Source organism: Corallococcus sp. AB018 (assembly GCF_003986945.1).
Lineage (GTDB): Bacteria > Myxococcota > Myxococcia > Myxococcales > Myxococcaceae > Corallococcus > Corallococcus exiguus.
In genome coordinates this window covers 19,089-43,716 of record NZ_RAWR01000001.1, presented here as the reverse complement: position 1 = coordinate 43,716, position 24,628 = coordinate 19,089, and the positions used below count along the sequence as shown (strand labels likewise).

The following is a 24,628-nucleotide window of genomic DNA, read 5'->3' as shown; positions in this document are numbered from 1 at the left end:
CGTGAAGACCAATGTCGGCCACCTGGAGTCCGCGGCCGGCATCGCGGGCGTCCTCAAGGTGCTGCTGGCGCTGCGCCACCAGACGCTGCCGCCGCTCGCGAACCTGAACGACGTGAACCCCTACCTGGACCTGCGGGACTCGCCGTTCCACCTCGTCTCCCAGGCGACGCCGTGGGCGGCGCGGGTCGACGCGGACGGGCACGCGCTGCCGCGCCGCGCGGGGGTGAATTCCTTCGGCGCGGGGGGCGCGAACGCCCACGTGGTCATCGACGAGTACGTGCCGCCGGCCCGCGGTGAGGTCGCGGCGCCGGGCCCCCAGGTCATCCCGCTGTCGGCGCGTGACGCGTCCGCGCTTCGCAGGTACGCGGCGGCGCTGCGCGAGCACGTCGCGGAGCTGCGCGCGGGGGGGGCTTCCTCGCTGGCGCTGCCCCGGCTCGCGTACACGCTCCAGACGGGGCGGTCCGTGCACGGCCAGCGGCTGGCCATCGTGGCCTCGGACCTGGCGGAGCTGGAGTCCTCGCTCGCGCGTTACGGCGAGGGGACGGTGGATGCGCGCACGCATGAAGGGACCGCCGCGGACCGCGAGCCTTCGCCGGTGCTCGGGACGGATCCGCGCGCGCTGGCCTGGGGATGGGTGCGTGGAGACGCGGTGGATTGGATGGCGCTGTACGGGGACGCGACGCCCGCGCGCGTGGCGGCCCCCACCTATCCGTTCGAGCGCCTGCGCTACTGGTTCGACGCGGTGACCGCGCCGGCCGCCGAGCGCACGCACCGCGACGACGCACCGTTGACCCACGGCCATTGGGAACACGCCGCCGCGCCGCGCGCGGAGGGGCTGAAGTCGGGGAGAGGGGTATGACCGTGGAGTCCGACAAGGTGGCGACCGCTTCATCCAGCCCGGAACCGGTGGGACCGGCGCGCGCGACAGGGGGCCTGCTGACCCGCAGGGCCCTGCGCGTCGTGGGCGCACGCCTGGAGGATGGCTTCACGCTCACGCACGACGACCCGGCCCTGAGGGACCACACCGTCCTCGGCCAGCGCGTGCTGCTGGGCGTGACGTACGCGTCCTGGGTGCTGGAGGCCGGCCGCCGGCACTTCCAGGAGCGGCCGCCGGTGGGCCTGCGCGACCTGCTCTTCCACCAGCCGTTGGTGCTCGGGCCGGGCGGAGCCGCGCGCATCACGGTGTCGGTGCGGGACGCGTCGTTCGAAGTGTCGTTTCAGCTGACGCCCGACGCGCCCCCGGTCCGCTGCGCCACGGGGACGTTCCTGTTCGACGCGGGAGCGGGCCCCGCGCCCACCGCGCTGGACGTCGCGCGCTTCCAGCGGGAGGCCACGCGCACCACGCAAGGCGCGAGCGTCTACGAGCGGATGCGCCAGGTGTCCGTGGCCTATGGCCCGTCGCTCTTCACGGTCCAGCGCACCTTCCACCGGGACGGCGAGGTCCTGGGCGAGCTCGCCGTCGCGGAGGAGTCCTCCGCCGGCTCCGACTGCTTCGTTCCTCCTGCGCTCCTGGATGGCGTCATCGTGGCGGGGGCGTTCGAGCCGCTCGCCGCGCGCGGCAGACCGTGCATCCCCATGTTCGTGGAGCGGCTGGTGGTGCACCAGTCGCCCGGTCCCCGCTGCGTCGCCACCAGCCGCGTGCGCCTGTCGAACGACGAGGTGCTCGTGCTCGACGCGCGGCTGCATGACGCCTCCGGCCGCCCGCTGGTGGAGTTGACGGGAGTCACCCTGAAGAACGTCCCGGCGCTCGGCAATCCCTTCTCGACGACGACCACCCCCGTTGCGGTCCCTGCTCCTTCGAGGGCCGCCGTCCCTCCGCTCGCCGCCGGGGACGAGGTGGCGAGGGGCGTGGAGCGGCGCCTGCGTGAGCGCATCGCCGCGAAGCTTGGCGTCGCCGTGGAGCAGGTGGACCCGTCCCGCAACTTCATGGAGGCGGGCCTGTCCTCGGTCGCGCTCGTGGAGTTCATGACGGCGCTGGGCACGGAGCTGGGCGCCTCCCTGTCGCCCACGCTCGTCTTCGAGTTCCAGAGCCCCCGGGCCCTGGCCCTTCACCTGGCGCGCGAGCACGCCTCCGCGTTCACCCAATCCCTCCCGTCGCCGGCCGTGTCCGCGCCCGCCGCCCCGGCGGTGGAGCAGGCCCGCGTGGCCGCTCCCGCCGTGGTGCCGGAGCCGGCGCTGGACGAGCCCGTGGCCATCGTGGGCCTGGCGGGCGTCTTCCCGGGGTCGAAGGACCTGCGCGAGTTCTGGGAGCACCTGGCGCGGGGCGCGGACCTCGTCACGCCCGTGCCGGCGGACCGGCCGTACCTGCGCATCGACGGGCGGGAGCCCTGGCGCGCGAGCTTCATCTCCGGCGTGGATCGGTTCGACGCGGCCTTCTTCGGCATCACGCCGCGCGAGGCCGCGCTGATGGATCCGAAGCAGCGGCTGCTGCTGGAGCTGGTCTGGCAGGCCATTGAAGACTCCGGCCACCGCCCCAGCGAGCTTCGCGGCAGCAACACGGGCCTCTTCGTCGGAGTCGGCGCGCTCGAGTACGGCGCCTTCCAGGTCCGCCAGCAGGACACCGTGGAGGCCTACAGCGCCACGGGCATCGCGGGCACCATGCTGCCCAACCGCGTCTCGTTCCTCATGGACTGGCACGGGCCGAGCGAGGCCATCGACACGGCCTGCTCCAGCTCCCTGGTGGCCATCCACCGCGCCCTGGAGTCCCTGCGCAACGGCGACTGCGAGCAGGCCGTCGTCGGCGGCATCAACCTCATCCTGTCCCCGTTCCTCACCCTGGCCTTCGGCCGGGCCGGGATGCTCAGCGAGGACGGCCGCTGCAAGACGTTCGACCGCTCCGCGGACGGCTACGTCCGGGGCGAGGGCGCGGGCGTCTTCATCCTGAAGCCCCTGTCGAAGGCGCTCGCGGACCGCGACGCCATCCACGCCGTCATCCGGGGCTCGGCCATCAACCACGGGGGCCACGCCAACACGCTCACCGCGCCGAATCCCCGCGCGCAGGAGCAGCTGCTCACGCGCGCCTACCGCAAGGCCCGCGTGGATCCTTCCACCGTCTCCTACGTGGAGGCGCACGGCACCGGGACGAAGCTGGGCGACCCCGTGGAGACGCGCGCCCTGGTGAACGCGTTCCGCTCCCTGGCCTCGGACGCCGGGTCGGACCTGCCGGCTCGCACCTGCGGCCTGGGGTCGGTGAAGACGAACATCGGGCACCTGGAGGCCGCGGCGGGCGTCGCCGGGGTCGTGAAGGTGCTGCTGGCGTTCAAGCACCGGAAGCTCCCGGCGACGGTCCACTTCCGGGCGCAGAACGAATACATCGCCCTGGAAGGGTCTCCCTTCTACGTCGTGACGGAGACCGCGGACTGGCACCGGCCCGCGCCGTCGGTGCCCCGCCGCGCGGGCGTCAGCTCGTTCGGCTTCGGCGGCGTCAACGCCCACGTCGTGCTCGAGGAGTTCGGCGGTGACTCCGATGCGCAGGCCAGCCAGGCCCCCGCGCCGGAAGGGCCCGCCGTCTTCCTCCTGTCCGCGAAGACGCGGGGCGCGCTGGAGCGCTCCGCCGCCGCGATGCTGGAGGAGCTCGACCGCCGTCCCTCCACGGGGCAGGAGGAGGCCCGGCGCTGGCTCCACGCCGTCTGCCACACGCTCCAGGTGGGCCGCGAGCCCATGGCGCACCGGCTGGCGGTGGTCGTGTCCCATGTGGAGGAGCTGCGCTCCCGGCTGAAGGACTTCCTGCGCGGCACGTCCGCGGAGTCCACCTTCGTGGGCGACCCGGCGACGCGCTCGCCCGCGCTGATGGAGGCGCTGGAGGGCGAGGACGGCCAGGACCACGTGTGGCGGCTGTTGGGCAAGGGACGCCTGGACAAGGTGGCCCGGCTCTGGGTCGCGGGGCTGGACGTGGACTGGGCCCGGCTGCACACGGGCCCGCTGCCGCGGCGCCTGCACCTGCCCACGTATTCGTTCGAGCGCGAGCGTCACTGGGACGCATCGCTCGTCCGGGGCGGAGCCGCGCGCCCCGCGTCGCTCCACCCGCTGGTGGACCACGTCGTCCCCACGCTGGCGGCGGACACGCTGCGCTACGAGACGACGCTCACGCCGGATGCGCCCTTCCTGCGCGACCACGTGGTGGGTTCGCACGGGGTGCTCCCGGCCGTGTGCTACCTGGAGATGGCGTGGCGCGCGTTCCTCCTGCCGGAGAACGAGGGCCAGCGCTTCAGCCTGTCCCGCGTCGTGCTCCAGCAGCGGCTGGAGGTGGAGGCGCCGGTCCGCGTCTCCATCGCGCTCACCCGAGGCAGCGGCACGACGTCCTTCAGCATCTCCAGCCTGCACCCCGACGGGCCCGTGACGCACGCCACCGGCGAGTACCAGCCGGAGGCCGGGACGGCGCCGGTGGAGCGGCTGGACGTGGAGGCCGTCGCGGCGCGCTGCTCGAAGGAACTGGACGGCCATGAGATCTACGCGCGGCTGGAGCGCGCGGGGCTTCGCTATGGCCCGTTCTTCCGCTGCCTCCAGCGGATGCGGACGGACGGCCGTGAATCGGTGGGGTGGCTCGCGCTGCCGCCCGAGGCCTCGGAGGGCTTCGCGGACTACCAGCTGCATCCGGCCCTGCTGGATGCAGCGCTCCACGTCGTCCTGGGCCAGGTGGCCTCGGCGGAGGGGCAGGGCGGGGCGAAGCGTCTGCTGCCCTTCGTCGTGGACGCCGTCGAGGTGCTGGGGCCCCTGGCGCCGGCCATGGCCGTCTACGTGAAGAGCGAGGACGGCCGCTGCTTCGACGTCGCGCTCGTGGCGGAGGACGGGCGGGTGGCGGTGAAGGTGCACGGCCTGGAGGCCCGGGAGCTGAAGGCCGAGGAGGCCCCGCTGCTGTACGCCCCCTACTTCGACGCGGTCCGCGTGGACGCGGCGGTGGCATCGCCGGTGGAGAAGCGCGGCGCGCTCATCGTCTACCCGGACGACGCGGGCGAGCTCTCGCGCGCATGGGGCGAGGAGATTGAAGAGCGGTACACGCGGACGCAGGCCCTGTCCTTCCGGGACCTGGAGGCCGGAGGCCTGGAGCCGCTGCTGGATGGCGGCTTCCCGCTGGACTCGGTCTTCTTCCTGGCCCCCGGCACGGAGGCGAAGTCCCTGGAGGCCGTGCGCGCCGAGGACAGCCGCGCGCTGTACTGCCTCTATGACGTGGTGCGGACGCTGGACGCGCGTGGCGCGCTCGCCGGGCCGCTGGACGTCCTCGTGTTCACGGTCGGCGCGCTGCGTACGCGCGCGGACGAGCCGCTCCTGCTGACGGGCGCGGCGCTGGGGGGCTTCCTGCGCTCGCTCGCGGGGGAGTACCCCCACTGCCGCTTCCGCGTGGTGGACCTGGGCGCCGGGCAGCCGCTGGAGGACCTGCGCTCGGACGTGCTGCGGCGCTACCTCCAGGCACAGGGCGCGGAGCTGCCGGAGGAGGTCGCGCTGCGCGACGGGACGTTGATGCAGCGGCGGTTGGGCGCGCTCGATGCGCCCGCGTCCGAGGCCCCCATCTTCCGCCAGGGAGGCACGTACCTCATCGTGGGAGGCCTGGGCGGCATCGGGCTGGCGCTGGCGGAGCACCTGCTGGGGCAACGGGGCGCGCGGGTGGCGCTGCTGGGCCGGAGCGCGCCGGATGAAGCGATGGAGCGCGGACTCCAGGCGCTGCGCGCGCACGGTGGGGACGTCGTCTTCATGCAGGCGGACGTCACCGACGCCGCCTCCCTGCGCCAGGCCGTTGCCCGGGTGAAGGAGCGCTTCGGCGCCATCCACGGCGTGTTCCACTCCGCGCTCGTGCTGCAGGACGCCCTGCTGAAGAAGCTGGACCGGGCGCGGCTCCAGCGCGTGCTCGCGCCCAAGGTGGCGGGCAGCCTCGTCCTGGCGGAGGTGCTCGCCGGGGAGCCGCTCGACTTCCTCGTGTTCTTCTCGTCGGCGGTGGGCATCTCCGGGGGCGCGGGCCAGTCCCACTACGCGGCGGCCAGCCGCTTCCAGGACGCGCTCGCGCTCCTCTTGTCCCAGTCGTTCCCGTTCCCGGTGAAGGTCATCGACTGGGGCTTCTGGGGCACCGTCGGCGCGGTGGCGACGCCGGAGTACAACCAGCTGCTGCGCGAGGAGGGCTTCGGCTCCATCGTTCCGCGGGAGGGCTTCCGCGCCCTGGAGCAGGTGCTGGGCCTGCCCCTGCCGCAGGTGGTGGCCATCAAGGGCGACGCGCGGGTGTTGGGTCGCATCCACGCGAGCACGCGCACCGTCGTCTCCGTCCAGCGGGACGCGGGCGCCGCGCTGCTGGCGGGGGTCCGTCAGCAGGTGGAGGCCTTCGCGCGCTCGCGGCCCGAGGAGCCCGCCCGCCGCGTCGTCGCCGCCTTCGAGCTGTTCGAGGAGTACGCGCGGCGCGGCCTGAGGCGCACGCTGGTGGACCGCGAGCCGCGCGCGGACGAGGTCCTTCCGGAGCAGGCGCGGCTCTACCGCGAGTGCCTGGCCATCCGCGCCAGGGCCGCCGCCGGGGAGCGTCCGCTGGAGGCGCTGCGCGCGGACGTGCTGACGCGGCTGCCGGACCTGGCCGCCTACATGGACCTGCTGGACCGGTGCGTGGAGGCGCTGCCCGACGTGTGGACGGGCCGGCGCTCCTCCATGGACGTCATGTTCCCGGACGGCTCCACGGAGCTGGTGGAGAACGTCTACGCGTCCAGCCTCCACTCGGACCTGCTCAACGCGCTCACCGCGGAGGCCGTGCGCGCCTTCGTGGAGGCGCGGCTGGCCGAGCAGCCCGGGCGGCCCCTGGTCCTCGTGGAGGTGGGGGCGGGCACCGGTGGCACCACGCGCTTCGTGCTGGAGGCCCTGCGTCCGTACGCGGAGCGCGTCCGCTACGTCTTCACCGACCTGTCCGTCCACTTCCTGCACAAGGCGCGCGAGCGCTTCCGGGACAGCCCGGTGCCGGTGGAGTACCGCACCCTGGACCTGGAGCGGGACGCGGACCTGGAGGGCGTGGACCTGGTGCTGGGCACCAACGTGCTGCACGCCACGGCGGACCTCGGCGCCACCCTGCGCCGCATCAAGGGGATGCTGCGCCGGCACGGTCTGCTCGTCCTCAACGAGACCATCGCCGCCCGCGACTTCGCGACGCTGACGTTCGGCACCATGAAGGGCTGGTGGCTGTACCGCGACGAGGAGCACCGCATCCCGGGCTCGCCGGTCGTCAGCCGCGAGACGTGGAAGATGCTCCTGGCGCGCGAGGGCTTCCTGGGCGCGTCCGCGTGCGGGCTCCCGGGCCTGTCCCCCGGCCAGGAGTGGCAGAGCGTCCTCCTGGCGCAGAGCGACGGCATCGCCGTGCGTGCGCGTGAGGCGCGTGCCCCCGCCGCGAAGCCCGTGGTCCGCGAGGCCGCCCCTGTGCGTCCCGCGACCATGTCCGCTCCGGTCACCGCGCCGGTGGAGGGAGGCACCCGCGCCTACGTCAAGCGCGTGTTCGCGGAGGTCCTCAAGCAGTCCCCCGGCGCGCTGGGGGACGATGCGACCTTCGACGCGTACGGCGTCGACTCGCTGCTGGGCCTGGAGGTCCGCCGCCGCTTCGAGAAGGACCTGGGCCGGCTGCCGTCCACGCTGCTCTTCGAACAGCTCACGGTGCGAGCGCTCGCGGGATACCTGGAGCAGCACAAGGCCGCGGAGCTGACGCGGGTGGTGGGCACCGCCGGCGCCGCGTCCGTCCCGGCACCGCGCCAGGAGACCGTCTCCTTCGAGCGGCGTCCTTCGCGCGGCACGCCCTCCGAGGAGCGTCCCCAGCAGGCCGAGTCCCAGGACATCGCCATCACGGGGCTCTCCGGCCGCTACCCCGGCGCGCCGACGCTGGACGCGCTGCTCGACAACCTCCGCGCGGGCCGGAGCGCCTTCAGCGCCATCCCCGCCGCGCGCTGGAATGGGGCGGAGGGCGGCGTCCGCCACGGCGCCTTCCTGGAGGACGTGGACCGGTTCGACCCGCTGTTCTTCAGCATCTCGCCCGGCGAGGCCGAGGAGATGGATCCGCAGGAGCGCATCCTGCTGGAGCTGGCCCTGCACGCGCTGGAGGACGCGGGCCAGCCGCGCGGCGCGCTCCTGAGCCAGCCGCTGAAGGCCGGAGTCTTCATTGGCGCGATGAACCCGGACTACGAATGGCTGGGTGCGCGCGCTTCGGCGGAGGGCACGCCGAACCGTTCGAGCAGCCGGTTCTGGTCCATCGCCAACCGCATCTCCTACTGGTTCAACCTGCGCGGTCCCAGCTTCGCGGTGGACAGCGCGTGCTCGGCGTCCCTCACCGCCATCCACCTGGCCTGCCAGAGCCTGCTGCGCGGCGAGTGCGAGCTGGCCCTGGCGGGCGGCGTCAACCTCATCCTGCACCCGGACCACCTGGAGCGGCTGGCCCACGCGGGCCTGCTCACGAAGGGCGACAGCACCCGCAGCTTCGGTGAGCGGGCGGACGGCTTCATCGACGGCGAGGGCGCGGGGCTCGTGGTCCTCAAGCCGCTGGCCCGCGCGCGGGCGGACGGGGACCTCATCCACGGCGTCATCAAGGGCTCCAGCATCAATGCGGGCGGGAAGACGGCGGGCTACCTGGCGCCCAATCCCCAGGCCCAGGCGGACGTCATCGACGACGCCCTGCGCCGCGCCCGCGTGCCGGCGCGGTCCATCTCCTACGTGGAGTGCGCCGCGGCGGGGTCCTCCATGGGGGACGCCATCGAGGTGTCGGGCCTGAAGCAGGCCTTCGCCCGGCACACGCCGGAGCAGGGCTTCTGCGCGGTCGGCTCCATCAAGGCGAACGTCGGACACCTGGAGTCCGCGTCGGGCATCGCGGCGCTGACGAAGGTGCTGCTCCAGTTCCGGACGCGGGAGCTGTTCCCTTCGCCGCACGCCGGGACGCCCAACCCGGAGCTGGAGCTGGCGGACTCCGCTTTCCGCCTCCAGGGCGGGCTGGCCCCGTGGCGCCCTGGCCCGTCGCAGGACGGCCAGGAGGCTCCGCTGCGCGCGGGCATCAGTGCCTTCGGCGCGGGCGGCGCGAACGCCCACCTCATCGTGGAGGAGTACCGCGAGGCCCGGCCCCGGCAGGGCGCCGCCACGGCCCGGCCGGTGCTCGTGCCGTTGTCGGCGAAGAGCGCGGAGCGGCTCCAGGCCCATGCCCGGAACCTGGCGGACCACCTCTCCCGGCACCGGGACACGCTGTTCGACTCCGACGTCGCGTCCATCGCGTACACGCTCCAGGTCGGCCGCGAGCCACTCGAGGAGCGCGCGGCGTTCGTCGTGGAATCACTCGGCGAGCTGCGCGAGTCGCTGGACGGTTTCCTCTCCAGCAAGGCCCTGCCGGGGCTGCGCACGGGGCACGTCCGAGGCACGGACGAAGGCCCCGCGCGGGACGTGGGAACCGCTCGGACTCGGGACGCGCTGCTCCAGGTCGCGGAGCAGTGGGTCTCGGGCACGCGCGTGGATTGGCGTTCGCTCCATGAGGGCACGCCGCCCGCGCGACTCTCGCTGCCCGGTTATCCGTTCGCTCGGCGCCGGTGCTGGATTGGACCGGCGCCGGTGACGCCTTCGCACTCCTCCGCTCCGGTGGAGACCGCCGTCCCCGCGCGGGACGCGGAGGCCCTGGTGGCCGCGGTGGGCGAGGACCTGAAGGACATCCTCTGCCACGTCCTCAAGGTTCGGCCGGAGGAGCTCAGCGTGGAGGACGACATGAGCCAGTACGGCCTGGACTCCATGCGCGTCGTGCAGATGGTGGAGGCGCTGAACACGCGGCTCGGTTTGGACGCGACGCCACCCCTGTTCTACGGCCACGTGTCCATCCAGGGCTTCGCCCGGACGCTCCACCAGAAGTTCGAGAGCACCCTCGCCGCGCACTACCAGGGGCGTGCCCCCGTGGCGCCGGTGCCAGCGCCGCGCGCTCCCGCGCGGGAGGTGCGGGCCGCTCCGGCGGCCCCGGTGTCCACGTCCGAGCCCATCGCCATCATCGGCGTGAGCGGCGTGTTCCCGGGCTCGGAGGACCCCCAGGCCTTCTGGGAGCACCTGCTCCAGGGCCATGACCTGGTGACGGAGGTCCCCTCGGGACGCTGGAACGCGGAGGTGCTCTCGAAGGAGGCGCCCGCGCTGCGCTGGGGCGGGTTCATGCCGGGCGTGGACCAGTTCGACCCGGAGTTCTTCGGCCTGTCGCCGCAAGAGGCGCGGCTGATGGACCCGCAGCACCGGCTGTTCATCGAGGCCGTGTGGAAGGCCTTCGAGGACGCGGGCCAGGATCCGCTGTCGCACTGGGGCGAGCGCGTGGGCGTGTTCGTCGGCGTGGCGAACCACGACTACACGAACCTGCTGCTGGAGCGTCAGGCCACCGCGCACATGGCCACGGGCAACGCGCATGCGATGCTCCCCAACCGCGTCTCGTACCTGCTCAACTTCACCGGCCCCAGCGAGCCCGTGGACACCGCGTGCTCCAGCTCGCTCGTGGCGGTGCGCAAGGCCGTGGAGGCGCTCCAGCGCGGCGAGTGCACCGTGGCCGTCGCCGGTGGCGTCAACACGCTGCTGAGCCCCAACCTCTACGTGGCCTTCAACGACGCGGGCATGCTCAGCCCGAATGGCCGCTGCCGGACCTTCGACAGCCGGGCGGACGGCTACGCGCGCGGCGAGGGCGTGGGCGCCGTCCTGCTCAAGCCGCTGCGTCAGGCCGTGGAGGATGGCGACCCCATCTACTGCGTCATCAAGGGCGCGGCGATGAACCACGGCGGCCACACCGCCTCCATCACCGCACCCAACCCCATGGCCCAGCGCGACGTCATCGTCGCCGCCTGGGAGCAGGCGGGCCTCGACCCGTCCTCGCTCGGCTACCTCGAGACGCATGGCACGGGCACGGCGCTCGGGGACCCCATCGAGCTCAACGCCCTCAAGGACGTCTTCAAGGAGTTCGCCCGGCGCAGGGGCCAGCCGGTGTCAACGCGCAAGCACTGCGGCATCGGCGCGGTGAAGACGAACATCGGACATCTGGAGACCGCCGCCGGCATCGCGGGGCTCGTGAAGGCCGCGCTCGCGCTGAAGCATGGCGTGCTGCCGAAGAACGCCCACTTCGAGAAGCTGAACCCGTACATCCAGCTCGACGACTCGCCGCTCTACATCCTGGACGAGACGAAGCCCTGGGAGCCCCTGGTGGGCGACGACGGCGCATCGCTGCCGCGCCGCGCGGCGGTCAGCTCCTTCGGCTTCGGCGGCGTCAACGCGCACGTCGTCCTGGAGGAGTACGTCGCCGCCAGGCCCGCAGTGTCCGCGCCGGACGCGGGGCCGTTCGTGGTGCCGGTCTCCGCGCAGACCCCGGAGGTGCTGAAGGCCTCACTGGGCCGGCTGGCGGCGCACCTGCGGGCCAACGCGGGGGGCGCCCCGGCGGTCCCGGCGCACGAGGGCAGGGCGGTGCTGCGGGACATCGCCGCGCGCATCCTGGGCGTGGCGGAGGCGGCGCTCGACGAGGACGAGCTCCGGGTGGACCTGGGCTTTGGCGCGCACGCGCTCTCCCGGCTGGTGGAGGAGGCGAACGCGCGGCTGGGGACGACGCAGCAGGTGAAGGCCCTGGCCAGCGCGCAGACGCTGGGGGCGGTGTTCCACGCGTTCGCCGCGCCGGTGGCCTCCGGGAGCGCGGGCGGGCTGTCGCTCCGGGACCTCGCGCACACGCTCCAGACGGGGCGCATGGCGATGAAGGAGCGCGTGGCCTTCGTGGCGCGGGACGTGCCGGAGCTGACCCGGCTCGTCGACGCGTTCCTGCGCGGAGAGGCGGGCCCCGCGGGGGCCATCCACGTGGGCTCCGCTCCGGCGAAGGGCCGGTTCCAGGGGCTGCGCGGTGGGGGCCAGGAGTCCGCGGCGCAGGGCGCGGAAGCCCTGAAGCCTGACGCGCTGTGCGCTCGCTGGGTGGCGGGCGAGGACGTGGACTGGCGGGCGCTGAATCGCTCCGGCCCGAAGCCCCGGCGGCTGTCGCTGCCGGTGTATCCGTTCGCGCGCAAGCGCTACTGGTTCGACGAGGTGCCCTTCGAGCCGAGCCTCGAACCCAGGGCGCTGGGCCGCGCCACTCCGGCGGTGGAGGCCCCCGCGAAGAAGGAGGCCGCGGAGGAGCCCGGCCGGGAGCTGGGCCTCATCCGCGTGGCGCTGGCGGCCATCCTCGGCACGCAGCCCGACTCCATCCAGGACGGCGTCGAGTTCAAGGACATGGGGCTCGACTCCATCATGACCATCAAGCTGGTGAAGCAGCTCAACCACGCGCTGGAGCTCAGCATCAACCCGATGCAGGTCATCGAGAACCAGACGCTGGGCAAGCTCTCGCGGCTGCTCGTGGGCATGCGTCCGAGCGCTGGCGCTGCGGGGATGGCGTGATGGCCGCGAGCGCAAAGGCACCCGGGGTGGCCGTCATCGGGCTCGCCTGCCGCTTCCCCCTGGCTGGCGATGCCCGCGCGTTCTGGGACAACCTGATGGCCGGGCGGGACTGCATCCGCGAGATTCCCCCCAGCCGCTGGGACACCCGGAAGTTCTACTCGCCGGACATCGACCGGCCGGGCACGTCGGTGAGCCGCTGGTGCGGGCTCGTGGACGGTGTGGAGCGCTTCGACAACCGCTTCTTCGAAATCTCGCCGCGCGAGGCGAAGAACATGGATCCGCAGCAGCGGCTCCTGATGGAGGAGACGCTCCACTGCATCGAGGACTCGGGCGTCCCGCTGTCGGAGCTGCGCGCGAAGCGGACCTCCGTGTTCGCGGGCGTGATGGCCACGGACTACCACCAGGAGGCGGTCCACCCGGACGTCCAGGCGGACAGCTTCGCGGGCACGGGCAACTACGTCTGCATCCTGGCCAACCGCCTGTCGTACGCCTTCGGCTTCCAGGGCAAGAGCTTCACCATCGACGCGGCGTGCGCCTCCTCGCTGGTGGCGCTCCATGAAGCCCGCTGCTCGCTGGAGCGGGGCGAGAGCGACTACGCGCTGGTCGCGGGCGTCAGCCTCAACCTGCACCCCTGGAAGTACGTCACCTGGTCGAAGTCCCGCATGCTGAGCCCCAACGGGCGCTGCCGCACGTTCGACAAGGACGCGGACGGCTACGTGCCGGGGGACGGCGTGGGCGTGCTGCTGCTCCAGCGCCGGGACGACGCGCGCCGGGACCGCAACCGCATCCATGGCGTGGTGAAGGGCTCGGCCGTCAACCACGGAGGCCGCACGGCGTCCATGACGGCGCCGCGCATCGACGCGCAGCGGGACGTCATCCTGGCCGCCATCGAGTCCGCGGGCATCAGCGCCCGGAGCATCGGCTACGTGGAGGCGCACGGCACCGGCACGTCGCTGGGAGACCCCATCGAGGTGGAGGCGCTGACGCGGGCCTTCCGCCACTCCACGCCGGACGTGCGGTTCGCGAAGCTGGGCTCGGTCAAGACGAACATCGGCCACCTGGAGGCCGCGGCGGGCGTCGCGGGCGTCATCAAGGTGCTGCTGATGATGCGGCACGGCCAGGTGCCGAAGTCGCTGAACGTCACGACGCTCAACCCCATCATCGACTTTCCCCAGACGCCCTTCACCGTCGCGCAGGAGCCCTCCGCCTGGCCGCGCCCCGTCACGGGCGAGCCCCGCCGGGCGGGCGTCAGCTCCTTCGGCATCGGCGGCGCGAACTCGCACGTCGTGCTGGAGGAGCACCTGGAGGACACGGCGGAGCCGGCCCGCTCCTTGCGCGATGCGGGCCGCAAGCACCTGTTCCTGCTGTCCGCGAAGTCGCCGGGCAGCTTCGCGCGCCGAGCGGAGCAGTGGCGCGAGTGGCTGGAGAAGGACGGCCTGGAGGACGCGGCGCTGGGCGACGTGTGCGTGACGAACGCCGTGGCCGCGGCCCACTATCCGCTGCGGCGCGGGGCGCTCGTCGGGAGCGCCGCGGAGCTGCGCGCGTTCCTGGACGGTGCGGGCCGGACGGCCGCGGGGCCTTCCACCGCGCCTGGCACGCTGGTCCTTCGCGAGCACGCCGTCACCGGCTTCCGGAGCGTGCGGCCGCTCTATGAGGGCAACGCGCTGTTCCGCGACCGCGTGGACGCGCTGCTGAAGGCGTGCACGGTGCCGGGAGTGCGCGGCGGCCTGGCGACGGCCTTCCGCGCGGCGTCGTGGTCCCAGAAGGCGCGGCCGGTGCTGTCCTGCCTCGTCCGGTATGCCTTCTGGGCGACGCTGGGCGACCTGGGCTTCCACCCCCGGGAGGTGCACGGCGGACAGCACGGCTTCGCCGTCGCGCTCGCCCTCTCTGGAATGCTCCCGCCAGAAGAGGCGCTCGCGCTCGTGTCCGGCGCGGAGCCGGGGAACGCGCGCGTGCGCTCCCCCGCCATGGGCGTGCTCGATCCCGTGAGCCGCCGGATCATCCCCTCGGTGTCCATCCGGCCGGAGTACCTGGCCCACCTCGTCGCGGACGTGGAGCTTCCGGGCGAGGCGCTCGCGGCCTGCGTGACGCGCGCGCGGCAGCTGTTCCACGGGCAGCGCACCTTCCAGCGCTTCCTGGAGGAGTGGGATGGCGCGCTCTCCCCGCTGGGCTTCACGATGGAGCGCTTCCTCCACGACGCCCAGGTGTCCGGCGCCGGGAAGGACCGCCGCCGCCTGCTGCTGTTCGTCGCGGTGGAGAGCGCGTTCCGCAAGCTCAGCACCAAGTGGAGCTTCCAGTCCCGTCCGCTCGCCCCGGACGCGCGGCTGACGGAGCTCATCGGCCTGGTCGCGGAGGGGCTGCTGTCCAGGCCCGCGGCGGTGGAGTTGCTGGTGTCCGACACGCCGGACCTGGCATCGCTGGCCCGCGCCGCGCAGTCCGCGGCGGAGGCGGCGCCGAGCCTGGAGCCGCACCCCCTGCTGGAGCGCTTCGCCTGGCAGCCGGACCGCGAGGACTGGCTCCAGGCCGCGCTGGAGGCGCCGTCAGGACAGGCGCCCTCGGGTCCCCACGTCATCGAGGAGCCCGGCCTGGACGCGGCGGAGGCCACCGACCTGGGGGAGCTCTTCGACCGCACCGTGTTGTCGCTGTGGGAGGGGGGCGCGGCCCTCGCCTGGGAGCGGCTGCACCCCGCGGGAAGCTACGCGCGGGCGCCGCTGCCGCCGTATCCCTTCGAAGGCGAGGCCTTCTGGATCCGCGACCGTGAGGTGTCCGAGGCGCCGTCGCACGCGTCCCCGGATACGGGGGCCCGGCTCGCGCTGTCGCCGGAGGACCCCATCCTCCGGGACCACGTGGTCGCGGGCCACCGGCTCATCCCCGGCGCGCTGATGATGAGCCTGTCCCTGCGCGCGGCGAGGGACGCGGGGCTGGGGGAGCGCGCGTCGCTGCGCAACGTCGTCTTCCACACGCCGGGCATCGTGAGCCAGCCCGTGGAGCTGCGCGCCGTGCTGGACGGTGACGTGTCGCGCGTGTCCGCGGACGGCGTCGGGTTGAGCCAGGCGGAGGTGGGGCGGGAAGGGGAAGGGCGCGCCCGGAGCGACGCGCCCATGGCGACGGACGGCCTCTACACGGTGCACGACGTGGCCACCCTCTACGCGGGGCTGGCCGCCAGCGGCTTCCAGTACGGCGAGTCCCTGCGGCTGCTGCGGCGCTTCGGCGGCGCGCAGGCGTCGTGCTTCGCGGAGCTGTCCACCGCGGGCCTGCGCGAGCAGGGCGACGCGCTGCTGCCCCACATCCTGGACACCGTGCTCCAGGCGGGCCTGCTGACGGGGTACGTGGGCGGTCCGCTCGTCTTCGGAAAGGACCGGTTCGTCCCGGCGTTCGTGGGCGCGCTGCGGTGCTTCGGGGCGCTGCCGCAGGTCCTCCGGCTCCACCTGGAGCGCAAGCCCGCGAAGGGCGGTGAGCACCGCTTCTGCGTGGAGGTGACCGGCCAGGACCTGGAGGGCCGGCGGGTGCTGGAGCTGCACGAGGTCATCTACCAGCGCGCGGACAGCTCGCTGGCGGCCAGGACTCCCGCTGGCTGGGAGATGAAGGCGCCGCACTGGAGCGAAGCTCCTCTGCCCGCCGCGCGGACTCCGGCCCCGAGCGCCGCTGTCGTCGGCACGCGGGTCCAGGCGTTCGTGGAGCGGGCGCGACCGGTGCACGGCACCGTGCGGGCGGTGTCCCCGGAGGGTGACGTCGCGGCGCTGGTGGAGGCGCTGACGCGCGCATCCGGCGCGGCCACGCTCTACTTCCTGGAGGCGTTGGAGTCCTCCGGACTCGCGGAGGCGGAGCGCGCCCTGCGCACGCTCTTCGACCTGGTGAAGGCGCACCTGTCCCGCGCGAGCGACCGGGAGCTGCGCATCGTCGTGGCCGTGCGCGAGGCCTTCGTCGCGACCGAGACGGACCGGGGCACGGGCTTCGCGGCGGCGGCGCTGCTGGGGCTGGCCAAGACGGCGATGCGGGAGAGTCCCCGGCTCCAGGTGGTGCTGGTGGACGTGGACACCGCGGGCGACGCGGGCCTGGACGCGCTGCTTCGCGAAGGCACCGCCGCGCAGCCGGCGGAGGAGCCGGTGGCGTGGCGCCACGGACGCCGGCTCATGCGGGAGCTGCGGGGCGTGGTGGTGGACCTGGCCGGGGCGGTGAACCCCTTCAGCGCCGGGAAGAACTACCTGCTCGTGGGCGGCGGCGGCGGCATTGGCCGTGCCCTGCTGGACGCGCTGGCGTCGCGCGTGGCCTGCCGGGTCTTCGTGCTGGGCCGTTCGGTGCGGGCGCCGCTGGGGGACCTGGCGTCCCGCGCGTGTGAAGTCCACTTCCTGCGCTGCGACGTGACGGACGGCGCCCAGGTCGACGGCGTCGTTCGCCGCATCACCCGGGACTTCGGTCCGCTGCACGGCGTGCTGCACCTGGGCGGCGTGCTGAACGACCGGCTGCTGATGACCAAGGGCTGGGAGGACTTCCAGCGCGTGCTCGCCCCGAAGCTCGCGGGCACGCTGCACCTGCACCAGGCCACGCTTTCGCAGCCGCTGGAGTTCTTCATCGGCTTCTCGTCCATCGTGGCCCTGACGGGAAACGTGGGGCAGGCGGACTACGCCGCGGGCAACAGCTTCCTGGACGCCTTCATGGCCTTCCGCGACCGGAGCGGCGCGCCGGGCCGGAGCCGGGTCGTGAACTGGCCGCTGTGGGAAGGCGTGGGCATGGCGGAGGGGCTCACCGGAGCGCTGCGCCACCTGCGGCCCATCCCCGTGGCCGAAGGCGTGAAGGCCTTCACCGCCGCGCTGTCCCAGCAGGAGCACGTGCAGGTGCTCGTGCAGGGAGCGGAGGCCCCCGCGGCCCCGGTCCGGCCAGCCCGGGAGCAGGGCGCGCCGAAGCGCGACGTGGAGGCCTACCTGCGCGAGCTCGTCGCGACGCGGCTGGGCCTGCCCGGTCCCGGCTTCGACGCGACGGAGTCGTTCTTCACCATGGGGCTCGACTCGCTCATCCTCCAGGAGCTGATGTCGCAGCTGAACCGGACGTTCCGGGAGCTGCCGCCCACGCTGCTGTTCGAGCACCCGAACCTCCAGAAGCTCGTGGCCTGGTTTGAAAAGGAGGGCCTGTCGGGGCCCGCGGAGCCAGAGGCTCCCGTGGCCACTCCCGCGCCGCCCGAGCCCGTTCGCGCCGCGCCGGTCCGCCAGGGCTACGACATCGCCATCATCGGGATGAGCGGACGCTTTCCCCGCGCGCGGACGTTGGGGGACTTCTGGCGCAACCTCGTGGACGGCGTCGACTGCATCCAGGAAATCCCCTTGGAGCGGTGGGACGCGAGCGCCATCCAGGGCAGCCGTTCCGACGTGGGGGCGCGCTCCTATGGCCGCTGGGGCGGGTTCCTCGAGGACGTGGACCGCTTCGACCCGCTGTTCTTCAACATCTCCCCCAAGGAAGCGGAGGAGATGGATCCTCAGCAGCGGCTGTTCCTGGAGTGCGTCTGGGAGACGCTGGAGGACGCGGGCTACGCGGCCCGCAAGCGCTACGCGCAGCAGAGCGTGGGCCTGTTCGTGGGCTCCATGTGGAACGAGTACTCACTGCTCGCGCACGAGAAGGGGCTGCTCCAGGGCGACTACAGGGGCCCCGGCTCGCTGTCCTGGGCCATCGCGAACCGCGCCTCCTTCTTCATGGACTTCAAGGGGCCGAGCCTCGCGGTGGACACCGCCTGCTCGTCGTCGCTGGTGTCCATCCACCTGGCCTGCCAGAGCCTGCTGACGGGCGAGTGCGACATGGCGGTCGCCGGTGGCGTCAACCTGTCCATCCACCCGGGCAAGTACATCTACCTGAGCCAGGCGAAGTTCCTGTCCTCGGACGGCCGCTGCCGCAGCTTCGGCGAGGGCGGGGACGGCTACGTCCCGGGCGAGGGCGTGGGCGCGGTGCTGCTCAAGCCGCTCGCCGCGGCGCTGGCGGACGGCGACCGGATCCACGCGGTCATCCGGGGCTCGGCGAGCAACCACGGTGGCAAGGCCGCGGGGTTCACCGTTCCCAATCCGGAGCAGCACGCCCAGCTCATCCAGAAGTCGATGGCGCGCGCGGCGGTGGGGCCGGAGGACATCGGCTACGTGGAGTGCCACGGCACCGGCACGTCGCTGGGCGACCCCATTGAAATCCGGGGCCTCCAGCTCGCGTTCGGTGAGCAGCGGGGGCCCGGGCGTCCCTGTCCCATCGGCTCCGTGAAGTCGAACATCGGGCACCTGGAGGCCGCGGCGGGCATCGCGGCGGTCATCAAGGTCGCGCTCGCGATGCGCCACCAGGTGCTCCCGCGCAGCCTGCATGGCGACGTGGAGAACCCGAAGCTGGACCTGACACGGACGCCGTTCCAGGTGGTGAAGCAGACGCGCGGCTGGGAGGCCCCGTCCGGACGGGCCCGGATCGCGGCCATCAGCTCGTTCGGCGCGGGGGGCTCGAACGCGCACCTCATCCTGGAGGAGTTCCCGCGGGCGGAGGCCGTCCGCGAGGAGGCTCCGGCGCCGCGGCTGTTCGTGTTCTCTGCCCGCGACGCGGAGCGGCTGAAGGAGCAGGTGGCGCGGCTCCTGGCGTTCCTCGACACCGAGGAGGGCCGGGCGTGCTCCCTGGCGGATGTCGCCCACACGCTGATGGTGGGACGCAACGCGTTCAACACCCGGTGGGCGGTGGTGGCCCGCGACCGGGACATGCTGCGCGCAGCGCTCGCGGCGTATCCGCGCGAAGCCGCGGCTGGTGAGGACGCCCGCTCCACGGAGCTGAACCGTCTGGCGGAGGCCTGGCGGCAGGGCGGGAGCCTGGACCCGGCGCGCGCGTTGGACGGAGCGTCAGGCCGCATCGTGAGCCTGCCGACGTACCCGTTCCGGCGGGAGCGCTTCTGGATCGACGCGCCCACGCCACCGGCGCCCGCTCAGGGACTGCCGGAGCAGGAGCCGCTGCTCGGCCGGCGGGAGCATCCTGGGAACGACGGCCCGGCGATAGAGCAGACGCTGTCGGAGCAGGAGCCGCTGCTCGCGGACCACGTGCTCCACGGTGAGCCAACGCTGCCGGGTGTCTTCATGCTCGCGAAGCTGCTCGCCACCGAAGGGCTCACGGGCCCTGGAGCGCGGGCGCGCCGCATCCGGAACGCGGTGTGGATGAGGCCGCTATCGGTGCGGGGCAGCGCGCAGGTGGAGCTGTCGCTCGAATCCAAGGAGGACCGGATCCGCTTCGGCCTCTGGTCGGGGGCGGGCACGGAGCGGCGCTGCTACGCCGAAGGCTCGGTGCTGGCGGGGGACGCGGCGCCGGTGCACGCGCTGGACCTCAGGGGCGCACGCGAAAGGTGCCCGGTCCTGAAGACGGGGGCGGCCTGCTACGCCGCCTTCAGCGCGCTGGGCCTGCGGTATGGCGCGAGGTTCCAGCGTATCGGACGGGTGTCGCTGGGCACGGGCGAAGCGCTGGCGAGCCTGGAGGTCGACCCCCGGGAGCGGCGTGAGGACGCGTGGGTGTCCCTGCTGGACGGCGCATTGCAGTCGGCGCTGGCGCTGCTACTGCATGCCGGGCACGCCACGGAGGCCCATGTGCCGTTCTCCCTGGGCGCGCTGGACGTGCTGGGCGAGCCCGGTCAGGGACCGCACGCCCACGTCCGGAGGGGCGAGCCCTCGCGCGAGGGCTTCCGCTTCGACATCGACCTCGCGGACGGCACGGGGCGCGTGTTCGCCACGCTGCGCGACGTGTTCCTGGGCCGCATGGCCGCTCCGGAGCCGGAAGCAGCGCCGGGCACCGGTCCGTACTTCTACCGGCCGGAGTGGCATGAGACGCCGCTGCCCGCCATGCGTGCGCCCACCTCGGGCGACGTGTTGGTGCTGGGGGCGGACGAGGATCTCGTCTCCGCGCTTCGGACGGAGCTGCACGCGGCGGGGGAGGGCGCGCGGCTGGTTCCCGTGGCCCTGGGCCCGTCGCAGGGTGGCTTCACGGTGGACGTGGAGGATCCCGCCAGCTACCAGTCGCTCGTCGAATCCCTGCTGCGCGAAGGCATCCGTCCCACGCGCATCCTCCAGGTGGCGTCGCTGCGCTCGGGCGAGGCTCGGGCCGCGTCGCTGGATGCGCGGATCGCCGCGAGCGGCCTCTCGCTGCTCTTCCTCTTCCAGGCGTTGCTCCAGGCGCGCGCGGCACCCCAGGTGTCGCTGGTGTACGCGTACCCCACGGGCACCGACGCGAGCCCCGTGCTCGCCGCGCCCGGTGGCCTGTTGCGGACCCTGGTGCGCGAGAAGTCCGGACTCTCCTGCGCGAGCGTGGGCCTCGACGCCCGACCCGCGAGGGAAACGGCGGCGCTGCTGTGGCGGGAGCTCTCCGCGGTGTCCCCGGGCTGCTCGGACGTCGCCTACGACGGGGAGCTGCGGCTCACGCGGCGTTGGGCGGGCGTGGAGGCTCCGGCCAGCGCGGCATCCGCGCTCCGGCGGGGCGGTGTGCACCTCATCACCGGTGGCGCTGGAGGCCTGGGCCTGCTCTTCGCGGAGCACCTCGTCCGCCATCACGACGCGCGTGTGGTGCTCACCGGCCGCTCCGCGCTGGACGCGGCGAAGCAGGCCCGGCTCGCGCGGTTGGGTGATGCATCGCGGGTCCTCCATCTCCAGGGGGACGTCAGCAATCAGGAGGACGTCGCGGCCTGGGTGCGCGCGACGCGCGAGCACTTCGGTGCCCTGCACGTCGTCCTGCATGGCGCGGGCGTCCGCCGCGATGCCTTCCTGCTGAAGAAGACGCGGCGGGAACTGGAGGAGGTGCTGCGCCCGAAGCTGCTGGGCGCCATGCACCTGGACGCGGCGACCCGCGGTGAACCGCTGGACGCCTTCGTCCTCTTCTCCTCGGTGTCCGCGGTGCTGGGCAACACGGGGCAGGGTGACTACGCGTACGCCAACGCCTTCCTTGATGCGTTCGCGTGGCAACGCGAGGCGCTGCGGCAGCGGGGTGAGCGGTCCGGGCAGACGGTGTCGCTCGACTGGCCGCTCTGGCGCGACGGCGGCATGACGGTGGATCCGGCGAGCGAGGCATTGCTGGCGACGACGATGGGACTGCGTCCGCTGCTTCGCGATGAAGGTCTCAAGGCGTTCGAACGAGCGCTCACATTCAGGGAGTCGCAGCTCATGGTCATCGCTGGCAACAAGGACAGGATTGACGGCCTGCTCGGGGCCCAGGCCCCCGCCCGCCGCGCGGAGGCTCCGGCCGGGGACGCGGCCGGACAGGTTCGCGCGGACATGGTGGCCATCATGTCGCGGCTGCTCCGCGTGGGCCGCCAGGACATCCACCCCAACGAGGACCTGCGCGAGTACGGCTTCGATTCCATCACCTTCACCCAGTTCGCCAACGCGCTGAACGAGCACTTCCGCACGGAGCTGTCGCCCGCGATCTTCTTCGAGCACGCCACGCTGGCCTCGCTGGCGGACCACGTGGCCTCCGTGCGGCCGGCGACGCCCGCCGTACCCGCGGCGCCCGCCGTCGCCGTCGAACCGCGCCGTGCACCGGCCATGGCCGGCCCCATGGCTCCAGCGGCGGCAAAGGCTCCTCCGGCAGCGGCGCCCGTGCGTCACGAGCCCGTGGGTTCGCGGACGGCACAGGACGCCATCGCCATCATTGGCGTCAGTGGCGTCATGCCGCGCTCGGAGAACCTGGAGCAGTTCTGGAAGCGCCTGGAGGCGGGCGAGGACCTGGTCACCCCCATCCCCGAGCAGCGCTGGGACTGGTGGAAGGCGGCCTATGGCCAGGCGGTGCCGGGCCTGCTGGACGCGGTGCGCGGCAAGCGGGGCGGCTTCATCCCGCACCCGGAGCACTTCGACGCGGAGTTCTTCGGCATCTCCGCGCGGGAAGCGGACTTCATGGATCCGCAGCAGCGCGTCTTCCTGCGCACGCTGTGGCAGGGCGTGGAGGACGCCGGCTATCGGATGTCGGACTGGTGGGGAGCCCGGGTGGGGCTCTTCGTGGGGGTCGCGACCTCCGACTACACGGAGCTTCTGCGCGCGCGCAACGCACCCATCGACGGGCTCACGTCGACGGGCGTGTTCCACTCCATCCTCGTCAACCGCATCTCCTACTTGTTCAACTTCACCGGCCCCAGCGAGCCGGTGGACACGGCCTGCTCCAGCTCACTGGTGGCGGTGCAGCGCGCGGTGGCGGCCCTGCGTGACGGCCAGTGCGACGTGGCCATCGCGGGCGGTGTGAACCTGCTGCTCGCGCCCACGCTCTTCCTCGCGTTCGACAAGGCGGGGATGTTGAGCCCCGACGGGCAGTGCAAGACGTTCGACAAGGACGCCAACGGCTACGTGCGCGGTGAGGGGTGCGCCGCCGTGGTGCTCAAGCCGCTGCGCAAGGCGCTGGAGGACGGTGACACCATCCGCGGCATCGTGCGCGCCGCGGTGGTGGGCCACGCGGGCCGCGCCAACTCCCTCACCGCTCCCAACCCCAACGCCCAGGCCGACCTGCTCGTGCGTGCCTACCGGGAGGCGGGCATCGCCCCGTCGCGCGTCTCATACATCGAAGCGCACGGCACGGGGACCAGCCTGGGCGACCCCATCGAGGTCAACGCGCTCAAGAAGGCCTTCCGCCAGCTCTCCGCGGAGGACACCGCCACGGACGCGCGCTGTGCGTTGGGCGCGGTGAAGACGAACGCCGGGCACCTGGAGGCCGCCGCGGGCATGGCCGGGCTGGTGAAGGTGCTGCTGGCCCTGAAGCACCGGAAGCTCCCCGCCAACGCCCACTTTCGTGAGCGCAACCCCTACGTGGACCTGGAGGGGTCGCCGTTCTACCTCCCGGGCTCGCTCCAGGCGTGGGAGAGCCCCCGGGGCCCTCGCGTGGCGGGCCTCAGCTCCTTCGGCTTCGGCGGCGTGAACGCCCACCTGGTGATTGAAGAGCACGTGGAGTCCCCCGCGCCCCGTCAGGAGGACGCGGAAGCCCAGGTGTTCGTCCTCTCCGCGAGGACGGACGCGGTCCTCCGCCGGTACGCGGCGGACCTGCTCCAGGACCTGGAGGCCCGGGGCCCGGCCGTCGCGCTCCAGGACGTCGCGTACACCACGCAGGTGGGCCGCGAGGCCATGGCCGTCCGGCTGGCGGTGCTCGCGTCGAACCGGCAGGAGTTGCTCGCGAAGCTGAAGGCCTTCACGTCGGGGGCCCCGGAGACGGAAGGGGTGTTCCTGGGCCGAAAGGCGGAGCACGGCGCGGCGGTGGGCCTGCTCATCGAGGGCGAGGAAGGCGCGCTGTACCTGCGCACGCTCGCGCGCAACGGCCGGCTCCCGAAGCTCTGCCAGCTGTGGACCCTGGGCGTGGACGTGGACTGGCGCCTGCTGCACGAAGGCCGCGCGCGCCGCCGCGTCCCGCTGCCGACCTATCCGTTCGTGGAGGAGGCCCACTGGTACGACCTGCACACGCCGATGCCCGTCGCGGCGCAGGCCGTCCCCGAGCCCAGGCCCGTGGTGGAGCCGGTCGCGCCCCCGGTGCAGGCTCCGCCCCGGGCGCCCGTGACGCCCGTGGCCGCGGAGGCTCCCGTGGCGCGTCCCGGCAAGCTCACGCTGAGGCTCCCCGTGGCGGCCGAAGTGACGAAGCCCGTCGCGTCTCAATCGTCCGCGCCAATGCCCGTGGCCGTCACCCCGGCGCCGGTCGCCGCGCCAATGCCCGTGGCCGTCCCCCAGGCGCAGGTCGCCGCGCCGACGCTCGTGGCCGTCCCCCCGGCGCCGGTCGCCGCGCCAATGCCCGTGGCCGCCGCACCCGTCCCGGAGTCCTCCCGGCCTGGCGCTGTGCCTCCCGTCGAGCGCCTCCGGGCCCTGCTGGCGCAGGTCCTCTTCGTGGACGCCGCGGCCGTGGGCGTGAACGAGCCCCTGGCGGACCTCGGGCTGGATCCGGTGCTCGCGGATGAGTTCTTCCGCAAGGTCAACGAGGAGTTCGGGACGTCCCTGCGCACGGTCCACTTCCAGGGCGAGCAGACCCTGAGCGGGCTGGCCCGGAGCCTGGACGTGAAGACACCCCCGACCGCGGTGGCGCCCCAGCAGGCCCCGGCTCCCGCGGCGGTCAGCTCCGTGCCGGAGACGACACAGGTGCTGCGCGCGCTGCTGGCCGGCGTGCTGTTCACCGACCCGGAGGCCATCGAAGCCTCCCGTCCGCTGGTGGAGCTGGGCCTCGATTCCGTCCTCGGCATCGAGTTCATGGACAAGGTGAACCAGCGCTTCGCCATCAAGGTCAGCCCGAGCAAGGTCTACGAGCATCCGTCGCTGGAGCGGCTTGGCGCCTACATCGC

General features: G+C 73.2%; 3 protein-coding genes (2 of these 3 only partly in view). All 3 read left to right on the top strand.

The window, feature by feature from the left end:
* Tightly spaced (each overlapping or abutting the next), the 3 genes in view from D7Y11_RS00035 to D7Y11_RS00025 form a layout consistent with a single transcriptional unit that may run on beyond the window.
* Window positions 1–859 carry the final stretch of an amino acid adenylation domain-containing protein gene (locus D7Y11_RS00035; RefSeq protein WP_126932710.1) on the top strand. Its footprint begins 10,853 nt before the window's first position, so the window shows 859 of its 11,712 coding nt (coding positions 10,854–11,712); its start codon lies beyond the left edge, outside the window; its stop codon occupies window positions 857–859.
* Complete coding sequence (locus D7Y11_RS00030) at window positions 856–12,348, top strand: SDR family NAD(P)-dependent oxidoreductase (RefSeq protein WP_126932709.1); 11,493 nt, start codon at window positions 856–858, stop codon at window positions 12,346–12,348. Before D7Y11_RS00035 ends, D7Y11_RS00030 begins: the two co-directional genes overlap by 4 nt.
* On the top strand, window positions 12,348–24,628 hold the 5' portion of the coding sequence (locus tag D7Y11_RS00025) for an SDR family NAD(P)-dependent oxidoreductase (protein WP_126932708.1). The gene runs 112 nt beyond the window's last position; the window shows 12,281 of its 12,393 coding nt (coding positions 1–12,281); it begins with the start codon at window positions 12,348–12,350; its stop codon lies beyond the right edge, outside the window. Before D7Y11_RS00030 ends, D7Y11_RS00025 begins: the two co-directional genes overlap by 1 nt.

Coding starts and splice junctions, on each gene's coding strand:
- D7Y11_RS00030 (WP_126932709.1), top strand. CDS start 856: ATGACCGTGGAGTCCGACAAGGTGGCGACCGCTTCATCCAGCCCGGAA.